Origin of the sequence: Novosphingobium sp. APW14, assembly GCF_032337075.1 — a bacterium.
Lineage (GTDB): Bacteria > Pseudomonadota > Alphaproteobacteria > Sphingomonadales > Sphingomonadaceae > Novosphingobium.
Genome location: NZ_JAVYAB010000002.1, coordinates 220,166 through 234,654 on the forward strand (window position 1 = coordinate 220,166; position 14,489 = coordinate 234,654).

A 14,489-nucleotide genomic window follows, 5' to 3' on the forward strand; every position below is an offset into this window, starting at 1 on the left:
GTAAAAACACCGGTAGAAATGCCGGATGCTTGCCGCAAATGCCGCTCGCTTGAATGGGAAAAGGCTTATGAAGACCCTTGTTGCACTGCACCGCCCCCTCTGGGCCGCATTGGCTGTGGCTCTGGCAGCGCCAGTGATCGCTCAGAGCACGGCAACCGACCCGAATGCGGAAGCCCGGGTTCGCAAGCTGGAAGCCGAAGTGCGGGCGTTGCAGCGTCAAGTCTTCCCGGGCGGAGATGGCAAGTTCTTTGCTCCGCTCGCCCAGCCAGGCCAGCCGACTGCGGCGGCCGCCGGTACGCCGGCAAGCACCCCGGTAGCTGACCTGCTGGTTCGCGTCGATGCGATTGAAGCGCAACTCGCCCGCCTTACTGCCCAGCAGGAAGAGAACGGCAATAAGCTGACCCAGCTTGAGGCAAAGGTTGCTGCTCTGACCCCGCCTGCGCCGACCGCGGTTGCCGCTGTGCCCACCGAAGCTGCGGCACCTGCCTCCACCGGTGCTGTCACCGCAACCAACGGCGCGACGACCAGTGGCAACCTTGCCGCAATGACCGGTGGGGCTTCGGCGCCTCTACCCGCGGCAGCCACTTCGACGCCGACGGCTATCGCCGCTCCCAAACCGGCTGCGCCCAAGCCAGCTGCGGTCAAGCCAGCTGCCAAGCCAGCCGTTCCCTCGGCGGCGCGGCTCGCCGCGATCAAGGCCATCGAAAAGCCCAAGACCGACGATGCCGGGGATGACGAATATTCTTATGGCTTCCGCCTGTGGGAAGCGAAGTTCTATCCCGAGGCGCAGCAGCAACTGAAGCTGTTCCTTGAAAAGTACCCGCGGCATACCCGCCGTTCGTTCGCCCGCAACCTGCTTGGTCGTTCGCTGCTGGATGATGGAAAGCCTGAAGAGGCGCAGCGCTGGTTCCTCGAAAACTACAAGGACCAGCAGTTCCGCGATCGCGCTGCAGACTCTGTGCTGTTCCTGGCCGAGGCGACCAAGCGCCAGAAGGATACAGGCCGCGCCTGCATCGCTCTGGCCCAGTTCGTAGACGAGTTCCCGCGCGATGCCGCCGGCCGCCTCAAGAGCCAGTATGATGCTACTCGCGCCGGGCTTAACTGCGATTGAGCTTCCGGCCGATCTGACTGGCCGCTTCGTAGCGGATCTGACGCGGCTGTTGCCAGCTGAGGGCACACTGGGACTTGCCGTTTCGGGCGGGCCGGACAGTCTGGCCCTGCTCTTGTTGGCCCATGCAGCGGTGCCTGGCCGGATCGCTGCGGCGACAGTCGATCATGGCCTCCGTGCAGCCGCTGCTGACGAAGCCGCACTGGTTGCCGCGCTCTGCGCGCAGCTGGGCGTGCCCCACGTTACGCTGTCGGTGACTGTGGCCGAAGGCAATGTCCAAGCCGAGGCGAGGGCGGCGCGCTATGCGGCCTTGGCTGAGTGGATGTCAGCCAATGAACTTTCCGCGCTCGCCACGGCGCACCATGCGGACGATCAGGCAGAGACGCTGCTGCTTCGGCTTAACCGGGGCAGCGGCGTGGCGGGGCTGGCCGGTGTGCGCGAGCGCGGCCTGGTGCCGCAAACGCGGTTACCGCTCGTTCGTCCGCTGCTTGGATGGCGCCGCAGCGAACTGGGGCAAGTGGTCGCTGAATTGGGAATCACTGCTGCCAACGATCCCTCAAATGCGGACGATCGGTTCGACCGTGCGCGCATTCGCAAGGTGCTGGCCGAAGCGGATTGGCTGGACGTGCCCGCCCTCTCTGCCAGCGCTGCGCACCTCGCAGATGCCGATGCTGCGCTGGAATGGGCGGCTGCGCGGGAATGGCAGGAAGCGGTTACGCGCGTGCCGATGGGGCTGGTCTATCGCCCGCAGGCACCGCGGGCGATTGCGCTGCGGATCCTCACCCGGATCGTGACCGAACTTGATGGGGATACCCCGCGCGGCAGCGCCGTGGCGCGGCTGTTTGATAGCCTGGTCGCGCGGCAGCCGGCCTCGATCGGCAATCTTGTGGCACGTCCGCTTCCGGAAGGCTGGAGCTTCTCGAAGGCCCCTGCGCGGCGCGGCTAACCCCGCGCCGACAAGCCCTGCTGCTGCATCCGCCAGACCAGTTGGTCATAGCGGTCCTGCCCGAAGAACGGCTCGCCTGCATAGACCATCAGCGGCACGCCATAGTGGCCGCCAAGGCGTTGATCGGCCTCATTCTGCTTGATTACCTCGTCAAGGCGGGCAGCCTCTGCTGCCTGCACGGCATCCATCTCGGCAAGATCGCAGCCGATGCCGGCCAAAGCCTTGGCCAGGTGATCGCCCTCGTGCCAGCTGTCGGTTTCGCCCGACCAGATCAGGTGGCTGATTGCGCGCAGCACGGGCAGGCCGATGCCGCGCTCTGCGGCCAGCACGCCAAGGCGGGTCAGCCGGTGGATATGGGGCTGCTCCTTGGGATAGGTCCGCGTCGCATAGTCCATCACCACCGGATCGGGGCGCGGCCAGCGCAGCGGCAGTCCGGCAAATTCGGCGCTACGGATGCAATCGCGCATAAGATAGCTAAACCACAGCGGGTCGGCCTGGGCGAAGAAATCCGGCTGACGCACCGCGATCGGCAGGACCGGGCGAACATTTACCTTCGCGTCCCAATCCCGCTCTAGCTCCAGCAGCTTGGGCACCACGATGTAGGAATACGGCGAACGGAACGACCAGAAAAGGTCAACTGTGTGGGTCATGGCTTCTGCATTCGCTCTCTTTGTGGGCCAATTGGTCTTTCTGTGGGGGTTGCCGCCCACTTGCTCTCCCGGCATTAATCGCGCGATTAAAGGGAGAGTCAAATGAAGATCGATTCGAGCATTGCGGCAGTGGTGACGGGCGGCGCATCGGGCCTGGGCCGTGCGACAGCAGAGGCACTGGCCGCCGCCGGCGCGAAGGTCGCGATTTTCGATGTGAACAGCGAAAAGGGTGAGGAAGTCGCGCAGGCGATTGGCGGCCTGTTCTGCCATGTCGACATTACGTCTGAGGAATCGGTCGTGGTCGGCTTTGCCAAAGCGCGCGCGGCGCACGGGCAGGAGCGGATCACGGTCCACTGTGCAATGACCAGCCGCCGCGGCAAGACGATTGCTTTCGACAAGGAAGCAGGAAAGCTGAAGCGCCTCTCGACCGCGGATTACGAATATGGCGTGCAAGGTATTCTCGTTGCTTCGTATCGCATCGCTTCGATCTCGGCCGAAGGCATGGCGGGCCTTGAGCCGCTGGAAGATGGCGAGCGCGGCTGCATCACCTTGACCGCTTCGGTCGCAGCGCAGGACGGGCAGATCGGCCAGGTGATCTACGGCTCGGCCAAGGCCGGGGTGAACGGCCTGGTCCTGCCGATGGCGCGGGATCTTTCCGATCTGGGCATCCGCGTCAACGCGATCATGCCGGGCATCTTTGCCACTCCGCTGATGTTGGGCGCCAAGCCGCAGGTGCTCGAAAGCCTCGCCGCGTCGGTGCCGTTTCCCAAGCGGCTCGGCAAGCCGGAGGAATTCGGCAGCCTGGCGCTGGAACTGGCGCGCAACACCTATTTCAACGGCCAGTGCATCCGCCTTGACGGCGCGATCCGCATGGCCCCGCGTTAAGGAGCGACCAACATGACCCAATCGCCATTCCGTGATGGCTTGCTGGAAGGCAAGGTTGCCTTTGTCGCCGGGGGTACGTCGGGCATCAATCTGGGTATCGCCAAGCGCTTTGCCGAGCTGGGCGCCAAGGTCGCGGTCTGCGGCCGCAACCCGGAAAAGGCCGCCAATGCCGCTGCGGAAATCGGCCATGGCGCGATCGGTCTCTCTGCCGACGTGCGTGACTATGGCGCGATCCGTGCGGCGATGGAGCACGTTCGCAACGAATTTGGGCTGATGGACATCGTCATTTCCGGCGCGGCGGGGAATTTCCTGGCCCCGGTGCTGGGGATGAGCGCCAATGCCTTCAAGACCGTGGTTGATATTGACCTTAACGGTACATTCAACGTGTTCCGCGGTTGTCACGATCTGCTGAACGTGCCCGGCGCATCGCTGATCGCGATCACGGCGGGCCAAGCAGTGAATGCCGTCCAGCTGCAGGCCCATGCCTGCGCGGCCAAGGCCGGGATCAACCAGTTGATCCGCGTGCTGGCGCTGGAATGGGGGCCGGATGTTCGCGTTAACGGCATTTCGCCAGGCCCGATCGCCAATACCGAAGGCATGGCGCGGCTCGCGCCGGACGATAGCTCACGCCAGAAGCATTATGACCGGATCGCAATGAAGCGCTGGGGCGAGGTCGAGGAAATCGCCGAGGGGGCCGTATTCCTCTGTTCGGATGCGGCGCGCTATATCACCGGCACGATCCTGGACATCGATGGTGGCAGCCAGATCGGCGATGCCACCCCGCGCAGCCTGGGGACGGGGCTGGCCTGAGGGTCAGCTGCCGACCAGCGAGTCTCCTTTGCCGATGCGCTTGCCGCGGGTGATATAAACTACGTCGCCCAGCTTGGTGACGGCGAACAGCTTCTTGCCGAAACCATTCGGTACGCCGATGCAGCCGTGGCTGGCATAGCCTTTCTCCACCTTGGTTCCGTGGATCGAGATGCCATCGTTGGTAAGCCGGTGCGTGAATGGCATTGGCGCGCCATCGTAGGTGCGCGAATAGTGATCGACCTTCTTCCAGATGACGGGGAATTTCCCCAGCGGGGTCGGTTTTTCCTGCGTGCCCAGCAGGACTGCCGTTGCGCCAATTTCATACCCGCCGCGAAAGACGGAGAGGACCCGCGCCTCAAGGTCCACGGTCATCACCAGCGGCCCTTTGGCGGGTGCACCGCTTTCGTCCCAGTGCCATTCACCGTAGCGGATAGGGCCGTTGATTGGCAGGATCCGCTTGATTACGAACTGGTCATCGCGGGGCGCAGTTGCAACCGGCTGGGGTGGGTTGGCCGCTGGATCGACCATGTCTGCCGGTTCCGACGCCATTGCCGGTGCTTTGCTGGGGGCCGGGCCGGGGACAGCCGTCGGCGCCGCGTCCGCGCGGGCAAAGTCCGGGCCGGCCAAGGGATTGCCCGCCGGTTCGGCGAAAGATGCATCCGGTTGTTTCACCACTGTCGTTGCCAGCGATGGCGTAGCCTCGATCAGCAAGTAACCGGCGGCGGCGACCAGCCCCAAGAACGCGGCGATTGCGGCTGCCAAGAACCCAAGCTTCATTACTGATGCGCCCTAAAATCCGAATCTGCGAGAGCCTGCAGTCTCGCTAAAAAGTCGCCAAGCGCCACTGTAATGCTGGCGGCGTTTCTTTGCGGGACTGGATAGCGGGCAAGGGTTAACGTGCCGGAACCGGCGCGAATTTTTCGAACAGCTTGGCGTATTGCTCTACCATCGCCTCAATCGCAAAGCGCTGAACCCGGGCCAGGCCGGCTTCGCGCAAGGCTGCGCGGCGTTCGGGCGCGGCGATTAAATCGGCTATGCTGCGGGCCATGGCGTCGACATCATCGACCGGCACCAGTTCGCCGCTGATCCCCGGTTCAATCACGTCGCGCGGACCGAATTTGCAGTCCGTCATCAGCAACGGAGTGCCGCAAGCCAGGGCTTCGGCGGCCACCGTCGGGAAGCCTTCCCAGCGCGACGACAGAACAAATAGGTCCGCCTGAGCCATCCAGGCATAGGGATTGGCGACGAAGCCGATGAAGCGGACATGCTCGCCAATGCCCAGCTGTGCGGCCAGCCGGTGCAGGTCGTTGATCAGGCTGCCCTTGCCAAGGATGACCAGGGCGTGGCTGCGCCAGGCCCGGCTGGCGGCGAACGCCCGGATCAGCACTTCGTGCGCCTTCTGGTATTCCAACCGGCCGGCCGAGAGAATGTAGGGCCGGTTTGGCTTGCCCGCCACCTGCTGCCCAGCCGCCTGCTGGATCAGTGCGATATCGATCGGGTTGTTGATCGTATGCATGCGATCCGGTGCGATCCCCAGATCGCCGATCAGATCGGCGGCCATATCGCTTGAATTGGCCAGAACCGCGTCCGCGCGGGCATAGGCCTTTCGCGTTAGCGCCAAAGATGCACGGCGCGCAGCGGGGTTGGGGGATTCGTATTCGGCCAGGGTAAGCACGTTGTTGCCTTCGCGCGCGATCCAGCGCGGACGTCGCGGTCCCAAGCCCATCAGCGCCAGGTAGGTCAGGATTGCGGTGCCTTTTAGAAAGCTCATCACCACATCCGGGCGGTGATCTATGATCATCTTGCGGAATGCACGGGGTGCATGGATTGCGCCGCCGACGATCGTTCCCACGGTAAACAGTTCGCGATTGGGCAGGCCGAAGTGCGCAAAGCGGTCTGGCTGCGCGGGCACCACCACCCGGTCTTCAGCAACCATATCCAGATAAGGTCCGCGGGTGTGGAGCAAGCCAAGCCGGGCGTCGATCCGTTCCGGATCGAGTCTGGCGACGACGTGCGCGGCCACGCGTTCAGCCCCGCCTCCTACCCAGTTGGCGAGCAAAAGCATGACGCGCAGCGGACGGCCGACCGCCAAATGCGGTGGAGCTGGAGCATGCATGAATTTCCCTCCCTTGCGATTCGGGGCGCCACCTCTGCCCGCATTGCCGGTCATAACCAAGGTCTTAGGCGGTTGGTTCCCGCAGCCTTCCAGTCGGCAGTTCCCAAGCCCGGATCGTTGCTCTAGGCAACAGCGCAAAGGAGATTTGCCTATGCGTCGCACCGCCCTCTTGCTTGCTGCCACTGCCGCCGCCGTTTCCGTCCCAGTGCTGGCTGCTCCGCCCAAGGCACCGAGTGCCGCGGCCGAGGCGAAGGTGCTGGACCTTTCGAAGCAGGCGATCGCGCTTCGTTCGGTCCAGGGTGAGGGCAACAAGACTGCCGAGGTGGCCCAGCTTTACAAGCGGGCGCTGCTCGGGGCTGGCTGGGCAGAGAAGGATATCGAGATCACCCCGATCGACGATACGGCTTATCTGGTCGCAACCTGGCAGGGCAGCGATGCCAAGCTCAAGCCGCTGGTGATCTCTGGTCACATGGACGTGGTTGAAGCCAACCCCAAAGACTGGACCCGCGATCCCTTCACGCCGGTGGTGGAGAATGGTTACCTCTATGGCCGCGGTGCAAGCGACCAGAAGTTCTCCGAAGTGCTGGCAATGGTTGGGCTGATGGAACTGCGCAAGGCCGGCTACAAGCCAAAGCGCACGATCGTCATCGCCTTCTCGGGCGACGAGGAAACGACGATGAAGACCGGCCGGATCCTGGCTGATCGCTTTGCCCATGCTGAAATGGTGCTCAACACCGATGGCTCGGGCGGGGCGCTGGACGAGGCCACCGGCACACCATTGTACTGGACCTGGGATGGGGCCGAGAAGACCTATGTCGACATCCAGCTGGAAGTGACCAACCCCGGCGGGCACAGTTCTGCCCCTCGCGCTGAAAATGCAATTGCCCAGCTTTCGCAGGCCCTGGCCAAGATCGGCGCTTATCGGTTCAAGGCAGAACAGAACCCGCTGACCCAGGCCTATTTCGAAAAGGCCGCCCAGTTCGAAAGCGATCCCAAACTGGCGGCAGCCATGCGCGCTTTTGCCGCGAACGTGAACGATGAGGCGGCGGTCGCAACTCTGCGCGCCAGCACCGGCTATGTGGGCAAGGTTGGCACGACCTGCGTGCCGACGATGGTTCATGGCGGTCATGCCGTGAATGCCCTGCCGCAGCGGGCCACGGCCAACGTCAACTGCCGCGTCTTCCCCGGCCATACCCGCGCCCAGATCATTGCCGAACTGCAAAAGGCGGCGGGCGTGCCGGAAGTGAAGTTCACCGATGTGACCGGCGATACCGCGACCGAAAGCGATGCCTCGCCAATGCGTGGCGATTATGTGGCCGCGGTGGAAAAGGCGATGGCCGCGTCCTGGCCCAAGGTGCCGGTGATCCCGGCGCAAAGCTCGGGCGCTACCGATTCGATGTGGTACCGCGCCAAAGGCGTGCCGAGCTATGGCATCAGCCCGGTCTTCATCAAGGACAGCGATGATTTCTCGCACGGACTGAATGAACGGGTTGAACTCCGCAATATTCGCCCTGGCCTGATCTATTACTTCAGCCTGCTGCCGGCCCTGTCGAAGTAAATTCGGCAGTAAGCTGGACCAGCGCATCGCGGGCAATGGCGGCGGCTTCTTCCGCCGCCAGCTCGTGTGGCGAGAGGCACAGTTCCAACCACAGCCCGTCAACCAGCGCGGTGATGGCAATAGCCGTCGCACGCAACCGGCCGGTGGGCAGGCCGCAGTCGGCCAGCAGGTGCTCAAGCTGGGTCCTGAAGCCGCCGTATTGCTCGTCATGCAGCGCGGCGATTTCAGGGCGGGCGCGCACCAGACTCCAGAAGGCGATCCAGGTCGCGAGCAATTCCGGGTCGGCGATCGGCGGGGCCAAGCTGGCGGTGACGAAAGCTTGCAGGCGGGCCTGGGGGGCCGGTCCTGCGGCCTGCATGGCTGCGGCCAGCGCGGCATCAACACGGGCACCGGTGTGGGAATAGGTCGCTGCGATCAGCGCATCGATACCGGGAAAGTAGTGCCCGACTAGCCCGGCCGAGACCCCTGCTTCCAGCGCAATGGTCCGCACGCTTGCCCCGGCGATTCCTTCACGCGCCAGCACGCGGGCGCAGGCCTCGATTAGGCTGAGGCGGCGGGCATCGGGTTCAGACCGGCGAAAGGCGGGTGGGGTGGTCACTTGCCGCATCCTAGCACTTGTTGTACGAGCGTCCAACAAGCATTGAGGGAGTCGCACGTGGGTAAGCTGGAAGCGATTGTCGCCAAGATCGACGGGCCCGAAGTCGATCCCGATGCCGATTTCAGCTTGCCGGGTTGGATCTATCACGACCGCGAGTTTTTTGACCTTGAGATGGAGCGGGTGATCCGCCCGTCGTGGCAAATCGTTTGCCACGTGAACGAGATCCCCAAGCCCGGCGATTACCAGACGATCGACTATCTGGGCGAAAGTGTGATCGTGATCCGCGGTGATGACGGCCAGGTTCGCGCTTTCACCAATGTCTGCCGGCACCGGGCGATGCGGCTGGTTGAGGGGCCGATGGGTTGCGCGAAAAAGCTCGTCTGCCCCTATCATGCCTGGACCTTTGAGACTGACGGGCGCCTCTCGGGCGTGCCGATGAAAAGCGAATACCCGGCGCTAAGGCTGGAGGAGAATGGCCTGGTTCCGGTCGTCACCGAAACCTGGCACGGCTTTGTCTTCGTCAACCTGGCCCCAGGCGGGTTCCCGACTGTGAACGAAATGATGGCCCCGTTCGAGGCTGAGGTCAGCCAGTACCGCCTTGCCGAGATGGAGCGGATGGCCCCGGTCCGGCTCCGCCCGCGCAAGGTCAATTGGAAGAACGTGGGCGATAACTATTCTGACAACCTGCATATACCGGTTGCCCATGATGGCCTGACCCGGCTGGTCGGCAAGACCTACCGGATCGAGGCTCATGGTTGGGCAGACCGGCTTTATGGGGATGTAGTAAAGAACGAGAAGCAGAACTTCTGGGAGCGATTCTATCGCAGCCACCTGCCGCGGGTGGAGCACCTGCCCGAGGAAGCCCACGGGCGCTGGCTCTATTACAAGCTCTGGCCGAACATGGCCTTTGATATCTATGCCGACCAGATCGATTTCATGCAGTGGCTGCCGATTTCGCCCACCGAATGCCTGCTGCGCGAAGTGGCCTATGCCCTGCCTGATAGCCGGCGCGAGATGAAGCTGACGCGCTATGCCAACTGGCGGATCAACCGCGTGGTCAATGCCGAGGATACCTGGCTGATCAGCCGCGTTCAGCAGGGCATGCAGAGCAAGACCTACGGAACCGGTCCAATTGGCAAGAGCGAGGTCTGCCTGCGCAGCTTCGCCCGTAAGATCCGCACGCTAATTCCCGAAGCCCGCCAACCCTTCGCGCCCGCACCGGGCTGGAGCAAATAATGACGAAGACCTATGACGCCCTGATCATCGGTGGTGGCCACAATGGCCTGACCTGCGCCTTCTACCTTGCCAAGGCGGGTATGCGGGTGCGGGTTCTGGAGCGGCGCCATGTTGTTGGCGGCGCAGCGGTGACCGAGGAGTTCCACCCCGGCTTTCGCAACTCGACCGCCAGTTACACGGTCAGCCTGCTGCGCCCGCAGGTAATCGCTGACATGCGGCTGCACGATTACGGCTACCGCGTGATCGAGCGGACGATCAGCAACTTCTTCCCGTTTGAAAACGATTACCTGAAGCTGGGTGGCGGACCGGGCCGGACCGAGGCGGAATTCGCGCGCTTCTCCAAGAAGGATGCTGCGGCTTACCCGAAGTACGACGCCGCGCTGGAAAAGGTGGCCAACGTGCTGCGCGATCTCAGCATGCAGATCCCGCCCAATGTTGGGGGCGGGCTGCAATCGCTGATCGCGGCGGCGAAGCAGGGTTGGCCGATGGCCAACCTGGACCTGTCGGTCCAGCGTGACCTGCTCGATATCTTTACGAAGTCGGCGCGCCAGTTCCTCGATGGCTGGTTCGAGCATGACTATATCCAGACCGCCTTCGCCTTCGATGCCGTGGTTGGCAACTATGCCGGGGTTTCGACCCCGGGCTCGGCCTATGTCCTGCTGCACCATGTGTTCGGCGAAGTGAACGGCAAGCTGGGCACTTGGGGCCATTCGGTTGGCGGAATGGGGGCGATCACCCAGGCCATGGCCAAGGCTTGCGAAGACCAGGGCGTTGAGATCAGCCTTGAAGCGCCGGTTGCACAGGTGCTGGTGAACAATGGCAAGGTCCAGGGCGTGAAGCTGGAAAGCGGCGAAGAGATCGTGGCACCGATCGTTGCCTCCAACGCCGGTCCGGCGCTGCTCTATCGCCAGCTGGTTGACCAGAGCGACCTCGATGAGGACTTCCAGCGCCGCATCAAAGGCTTCAAGACCTGTTCGGGCACTTTCCGGATGAATGTTGCCCTGTCAGAGCTGCCAGACTTCGCAGTGCTGCCGGGCAAGGAACGGGCAGAGCACCACACCGCGGGGATCATCATCGCCCCGGGCATGGATTACATGGATCAGGCCTTCATCGATGCTCAGCAACATGGCTGGTCGAAGAAGCCGATTGTCGAGATAATGATCCCGAGCACGGTTGATGATAGCCTTGCCCCACCGGGCCAGCATGTCGCCAGCCTGTTCTGCCAACAGTTCGATCCGGCGGTGGACTGGGACAAGCATCGCGACAAGGTGGCCGACCTGATCATCGATACGGTCAATGACCACGCGCCCAACTTCAAGAAAAGCGTTATCGCGACGCAAGTTCACTCGCCGCTGGATCTTGAACGCAAGTTCGGGCTGATCGGCGGCGACATCATGCACGGCTCTATGGGGCTCGACCAGCTGTGGGCGGCGCGTCCGGTGCTGGGGCATGGTGACTATCGCGGGCCGATCAAGGGTCTGTACATGTGCGGCGCCGGGACGCATCCCGGCGGCGGGGTGACCGGTGCACCGGGCCACAACGCGGCCCAGGCAATCCTGGCCGGCCGTCCGCTGATCAGGAAGCTGCTGCGGAGCTGAAGCGGCGCGTGGCGAGGTAAAGCGGGAAGCCTAGCAGGATCAGGACGATCCCCAGCCCGCCCGCTTCCAGCCCCGCACCGTACAGCACCCACAGCGAGAAGCCGATGCTGATCGCAGCCATGATCTGGCGGCGCCCCAGCATCAGCGCGGATACCGCGACGCCGATGTAGATCCAGATCGCGGCGGCAGTGGTCAGGCGGAGCATGAAGTCTAGCAGTTTGGCACCGATCCCGGTGGCCCCGCCGATCATCAGCAGCACCGAGAACAGACTGCCCAGTGTCATCGGGGCAACGGCCACGTCATGCCGGTTAGTAGGAGCGATCCAGCCGGGCAACATGCCACCGCGCACGGCGGTTAGTGGCAGCTCGCCCTGCAGCAAGACTGCGGAATTGACATAGCCGATGCCCGAAACGGCTGTCAGCAAGGCCACCGCGCTACCTGCCCATAAACCCCAGAACCGCTCGACGAAATAGGCGACAGGCGCGGATGAGGCCCCTAGCGCTTCAGTCGGCAGGGCCAGGATGATCCCCATGCAGACCACCACGTAGAGGACAATCGTTGCGGCTAGGCCAATCAGGGTTGCGCGGACCACATTGCGTGCCGGGTCGCGGACCCGCTCGGTCACCATGCTGGCGGTTTCGAAGCTGAGGATGGCAAAGAAGGCCAGCGTCAACGCCGGGGTCAGCTGCGCACTGGCAAACGGCGGATGTCGGTCAACCGAGAATTGTCCTCCGCCAGCGAAAACCAGCCCGCCAAGAATGACCACGACCGCGATCAGCGGGAGCAGTTTTAGCACCGTGGTCGCCACCTGGAACTGGCCGGCGGCCCGCGCGCCGCGCAGGTTCAAGGCCGTGATTGACAAGACTATCAAGCTTCCGGCCAAGGCTGTTCGCAGCGGCGTTTCGCTCAATCCAGGCCAGAGCGCGCCAAGGTAACTCGCTGCAGTCGTCGCCACCACGGCCGTCGCGCACCAGAGGCTGATCCAGTAGGACCAGCCCAGCAGCACCCCGGCAAGTGGTCCAATAACCCGGCCGCAGATGGCGATCAGCCCTGGCTCTTCCGGCATGGTGGCGGTCAGGTCGGCGATCACCAGAGCAATGGCCATGGCCCCCAGCCCCGCGGCGATCCAGGCGGCGAAGCCGGTCCAGCCGAAGGGGGCCAACTGGCCTGGCAGGACGAAAATGCCCGCGCCGATCATCGAACCCACCACCAGCGCTGCGGCGGTCCAGATTCCGAACGGACGATTGTCCTGGCTCATGCTTATCCCCTTCCCAGCCCAGACTATCGCTTGATCGCGCCGCGTCACCATGTTTCTTGCGCACAGCATGAGCAACGTCACCACCCAATCCTGGCTTGCGCGGTCCGGGCGCTATCACCCACGGCTGATCCAGGCCGCCATGGCCATGAACGAGAACGACCTGCCGGTCGCCGAACCGTTGTTGCGCGCCCACCTGAAGGAAGACCCGTTGGATGTCTTCGCAATCCGGCTGTTTGCTGAGCTGGCGGGCCGGATCGGGCGTTATAACGACGCCGAAAACTTGTTGCGCCGCGCGCTGGAACTGGCCCCGGCCTTCACCCCGGCGCGGGCCAATCTTGCCCTGGTGCTATACCGCCAGAACCGCCCCGCCGATGCCATTGCCGAACTCAACCGGGTGGTGGAGGAAGAGCCGGACAATCCCGGCCACGCCAACCTTCAGGCTGCTGCCTTGGGCCGGATCGGCGAGTTCGACGAGGCGATCACCCTATACGAACGGGTGCTGGCGCAGGCGCCAAACCAGCCGCGCGTGTGGATGAGCTTTGGGCACATGCTGAAGACGGTTGGGCGGCTGGACGAAGGGATCGCGGCCTATCGCCAGGCGATCGAACTGATGCCGACGCTGGGTGAGGCATGGTGGAGCCTTGCCAACCTGAAGACGGTCAAGTTCACCGATACCGATATCGCGGCGATGAAGGCTGCGCTCGAACAGGGCGGGGTGGCCAGGGAAGATCGCTTCCACCTCGACTTCGCGCTGGGCAAGGCGTTGGAGGACCGCGGCGAGGCTGAGGCGAGCTTTGCCCACTATGCCGCGGGCAATGCCCTGCGCCGCACCGAGCTTGATTACGATGCGGATGAAACCGCCCGCTTCGTCGATCGCCTGATCGAAATTGCCACACCCGAATTCTTCGCAGAACGCGCCGGGCATGGTTGTGATGCGCCCGATCCGATCTTTGTGCTGGGCATGCCCCGTGCTGGATCGACCCTGGTCGAACAGATCCTCTCCAGCCACAGCCTGGTTGAGGGCACGACCGAGCTGCCCGATATCCCTGCCCTGGCGCGGCGAGAGGGCAACTATCCGCTCAGCCTGCCCGGCCTGACTGCCGAGCAACTGGCGCGGCGCGGCGAGGAATTTCTCAGGCGCACGCGCATCCAGCGCAAGACTGAGCGGCCGTACTTCATCGATAAGCTGCCGAACAACTGGATGCATGCGGTGTTCATCATGCTGGCGCTGCCCGGGGCCAAGATCGTCGATGCGCGTCGCCATCCGCTGGGTTGCTGTTTTTCCAACTTCAAGCAGCACTTCGCGCGTGGCCAGGCCTTTGCCTACGGCCTGGAAGACATGGGCCGGTATTACCGCGATTACGTGCGGTTGATGGCTCATCTTGACCGGGTCCGGCCGGGGCGGGTGCACCGGGTGATCTACGAAAACATGGTTGAGGATACCGAGGCCGAAGTGCGCGCCCTGCTCGACTATTGCGGTCTCGCGTTTGAGCCGGCCTGTCTTGAATTCCACCGCACCGAACGCGCCGTGCGCACGCCCAGCTCCGAACAGGTCCGCCGTCCGATCTTTCGTGAAGGGACCGAGGCCCACGTGCCGTTCGAACCCTGGCTTGGGCCGCTCAAGGCCGCACTGGGTCCGGTTCTGGCGGCATATCCGGACAATCCCGAGGCGTGGTAATTCTGTCACTCAGGCTGGCGATTGGCCCCCTCAATTTGCGTTAGACTT

13 protein-coding genes are annotated in these 14,489 nt (G+C 63.6%); 8 read left to right on the forward strand and 5 right to left on the reverse strand.

Annotated elements, in window-relative coordinates; all coding sequences use genetic code 11:
• Positions 1 to 67: 67 nt before the first annotated feature.
• On the forward strand, positions 68 to 1,111 hold the full coding sequence (locus RQP55_RS03695) for a hypothetical protein (protein WP_315608835.1): 1,044 nt from the start codon (positions 68 to 70) through the stop codon (positions 1,109 to 1,111).
• Positions 1,080 to 2,054: a tRNA lysidine(34) synthetase TilS gene (gene tilS, locus RQP55_RS03700; RefSeq protein WP_315608836.1), complete on the forward strand. Its 975-nt coding sequence runs from the start codon at positions 1,080 to 1,082 to the stop codon at positions 2,052 to 2,054. The genes RQP55_RS03695 and tilS overlap by 32 nt, the downstream gene beginning before the upstream one ends.
• Here tilS and RQP55_RS03705 read toward each other — a convergent pair.
• Positions 2,051 to 2,704, reverse strand: coding sequence for a 2-hydroxychromene-2-carboxylate isomerase (locus RQP55_RS03705; protein ID WP_315608837.1), 654 nt, complete (start codon positions 2,702 to 2,704; stop codon positions 2,051 to 2,053). The two genes, tilS and RQP55_RS03705, sit on opposite strands and share 4 nt — an antisense overlap.
• Before the next feature lie 102 nt (positions 2,705 to 2,806).
• Between RQP55_RS03705 and RQP55_RS03710 the strand changes: the two genes are divergently transcribed.
• Together RQP55_RS03710 and RQP55_RS03715 are read left to right on the forward strand one after the other, a co-directional pair.
• Positions 2,807 to 3,589 carry an SDR family oxidoreductase gene (locus RQP55_RS03710; protein ID WP_315608838.1) on the forward strand — a complete coding sequence of 261 codons (783 nt, stop codon included), beginning with the start codon at positions 2,807 to 2,809 and terminating at the stop codon, positions 3,587 to 3,589.
• Between the two features lie 12 nt (positions 3,590 to 3,601).
• The gene (locus RQP55_RS03715) at positions 3,602 to 4,399 is read left to right on the forward strand and encodes an SDR family oxidoreductase (RefSeq protein ID WP_315608839.1); all 798 of its coding nucleotides are present in this window, start codon (positions 3,602 to 3,604) and stop codon (positions 4,397 to 4,399) included.
• 3 nt (positions 4,400 to 4,402) lie between these two features.
• On the opposite strand, the gene RQP55_RS03720 is transcribed toward RQP55_RS03715, so the two are convergent.
• Positions 4,403 to 5,176 carry a L,D-transpeptidase family protein gene (locus tag RQP55_RS03720; protein ID WP_315608840.1) on the reverse strand — a complete coding sequence of 258 codons (774 nt, stop codon included), beginning with the start codon at positions 5,174 to 5,176 and terminating at the stop codon, positions 4,403 to 4,405.
• Positions 5,177 to 5,291: 115 nt separating this feature from the next.
• Complete coding sequence (locus RQP55_RS03725) at positions 5,292 to 6,515, reverse strand: glycosyltransferase (RefSeq protein WP_315608841.1); 1,224 nt, start codon at positions 6,513 to 6,515, stop codon at positions 5,292 to 5,294.
• 151 nt (positions 6,516 to 6,666) lie between these two features.
• Between RQP55_RS03725 and RQP55_RS03730 the strand changes: the two genes are divergently transcribed.
• Positions 6,667 to 8,073 (forward strand): M20/M25/M40 family metallo-hydrolase, encoded by a 1,407-nt coding sequence (locus tag RQP55_RS03730; RefSeq protein WP_315608842.1) that lies wholly within the window; start codon positions 6,667 to 6,669, stop codon positions 8,071 to 8,073.
• On the opposite strand, the gene RQP55_RS03735 is transcribed toward RQP55_RS03730, so the two are convergent.
• The gene (locus tag RQP55_RS03735) at positions 8,045 to 8,680 is read right to left on the reverse strand and encodes a TetR/AcrR family transcriptional regulator (protein WP_410000258.1); all 636 of its coding nucleotides are present in this window, start codon (positions 8,678 to 8,680) and stop codon (positions 8,045 to 8,047) included. The two genes, RQP55_RS03730 and RQP55_RS03735, sit on opposite strands and share 29 nt — an antisense overlap.
• A 48-nt stretch (positions 8,681 to 8,728) precedes the next feature.
• Between RQP55_RS03735 and RQP55_RS03740 the strand changes: the two genes are divergently transcribed.
• Both RQP55_RS03740 and RQP55_RS03745 read left to right on the forward strand, forming a co-directional pair.
• Complete coding sequence (locus RQP55_RS03740; protein ID WP_410000259.1) at positions 8,729 to 9,907, forward strand: aromatic ring-hydroxylating oxygenase subunit alpha; 1,179 nt, start codon at positions 8,729 to 8,731, stop codon at positions 9,905 to 9,907.
• Positions 9,907 to 11,505 carry an NAD(P)/FAD-dependent oxidoreductase gene (locus RQP55_RS03745; protein ID WP_315608844.1) on the forward strand — a complete coding sequence of 533 codons (1,599 nt, stop codon included), beginning with the start codon at positions 9,907 to 9,909 and terminating at the stop codon, positions 11,503 to 11,505. The genes RQP55_RS03740 and RQP55_RS03745 overlap by 1 nt, the downstream gene beginning before the upstream one ends.
• Here the strand turns inward: RQP55_RS03745 and RQP55_RS03750 are convergent.
• Positions 11,483 to 12,763, reverse strand: coding sequence for an APC family permease (locus RQP55_RS03750; protein WP_315608845.1), 1,281 nt, complete (start codon positions 12,761 to 12,763; stop codon positions 11,483 to 11,485). The two genes, RQP55_RS03745 and RQP55_RS03750, sit on opposite strands and share 23 nt — an antisense overlap.
• A 67-nt stretch (positions 12,764 to 12,830) precedes the next feature.
• On the opposite strand from RQP55_RS03750, the gene RQP55_RS03755 reads away from it, so the two are divergent.
• Complete coding sequence (locus RQP55_RS03755) at positions 12,831 to 14,441, forward strand: tetratricopeptide repeat-containing sulfotransferase family protein (RefSeq protein ID WP_315608846.1); 1,611 nt, start codon at positions 12,831 to 12,833, stop codon at positions 14,439 to 14,441.
• Positions 14,442 to 14,489 lie beyond the last annotated feature (48 nt).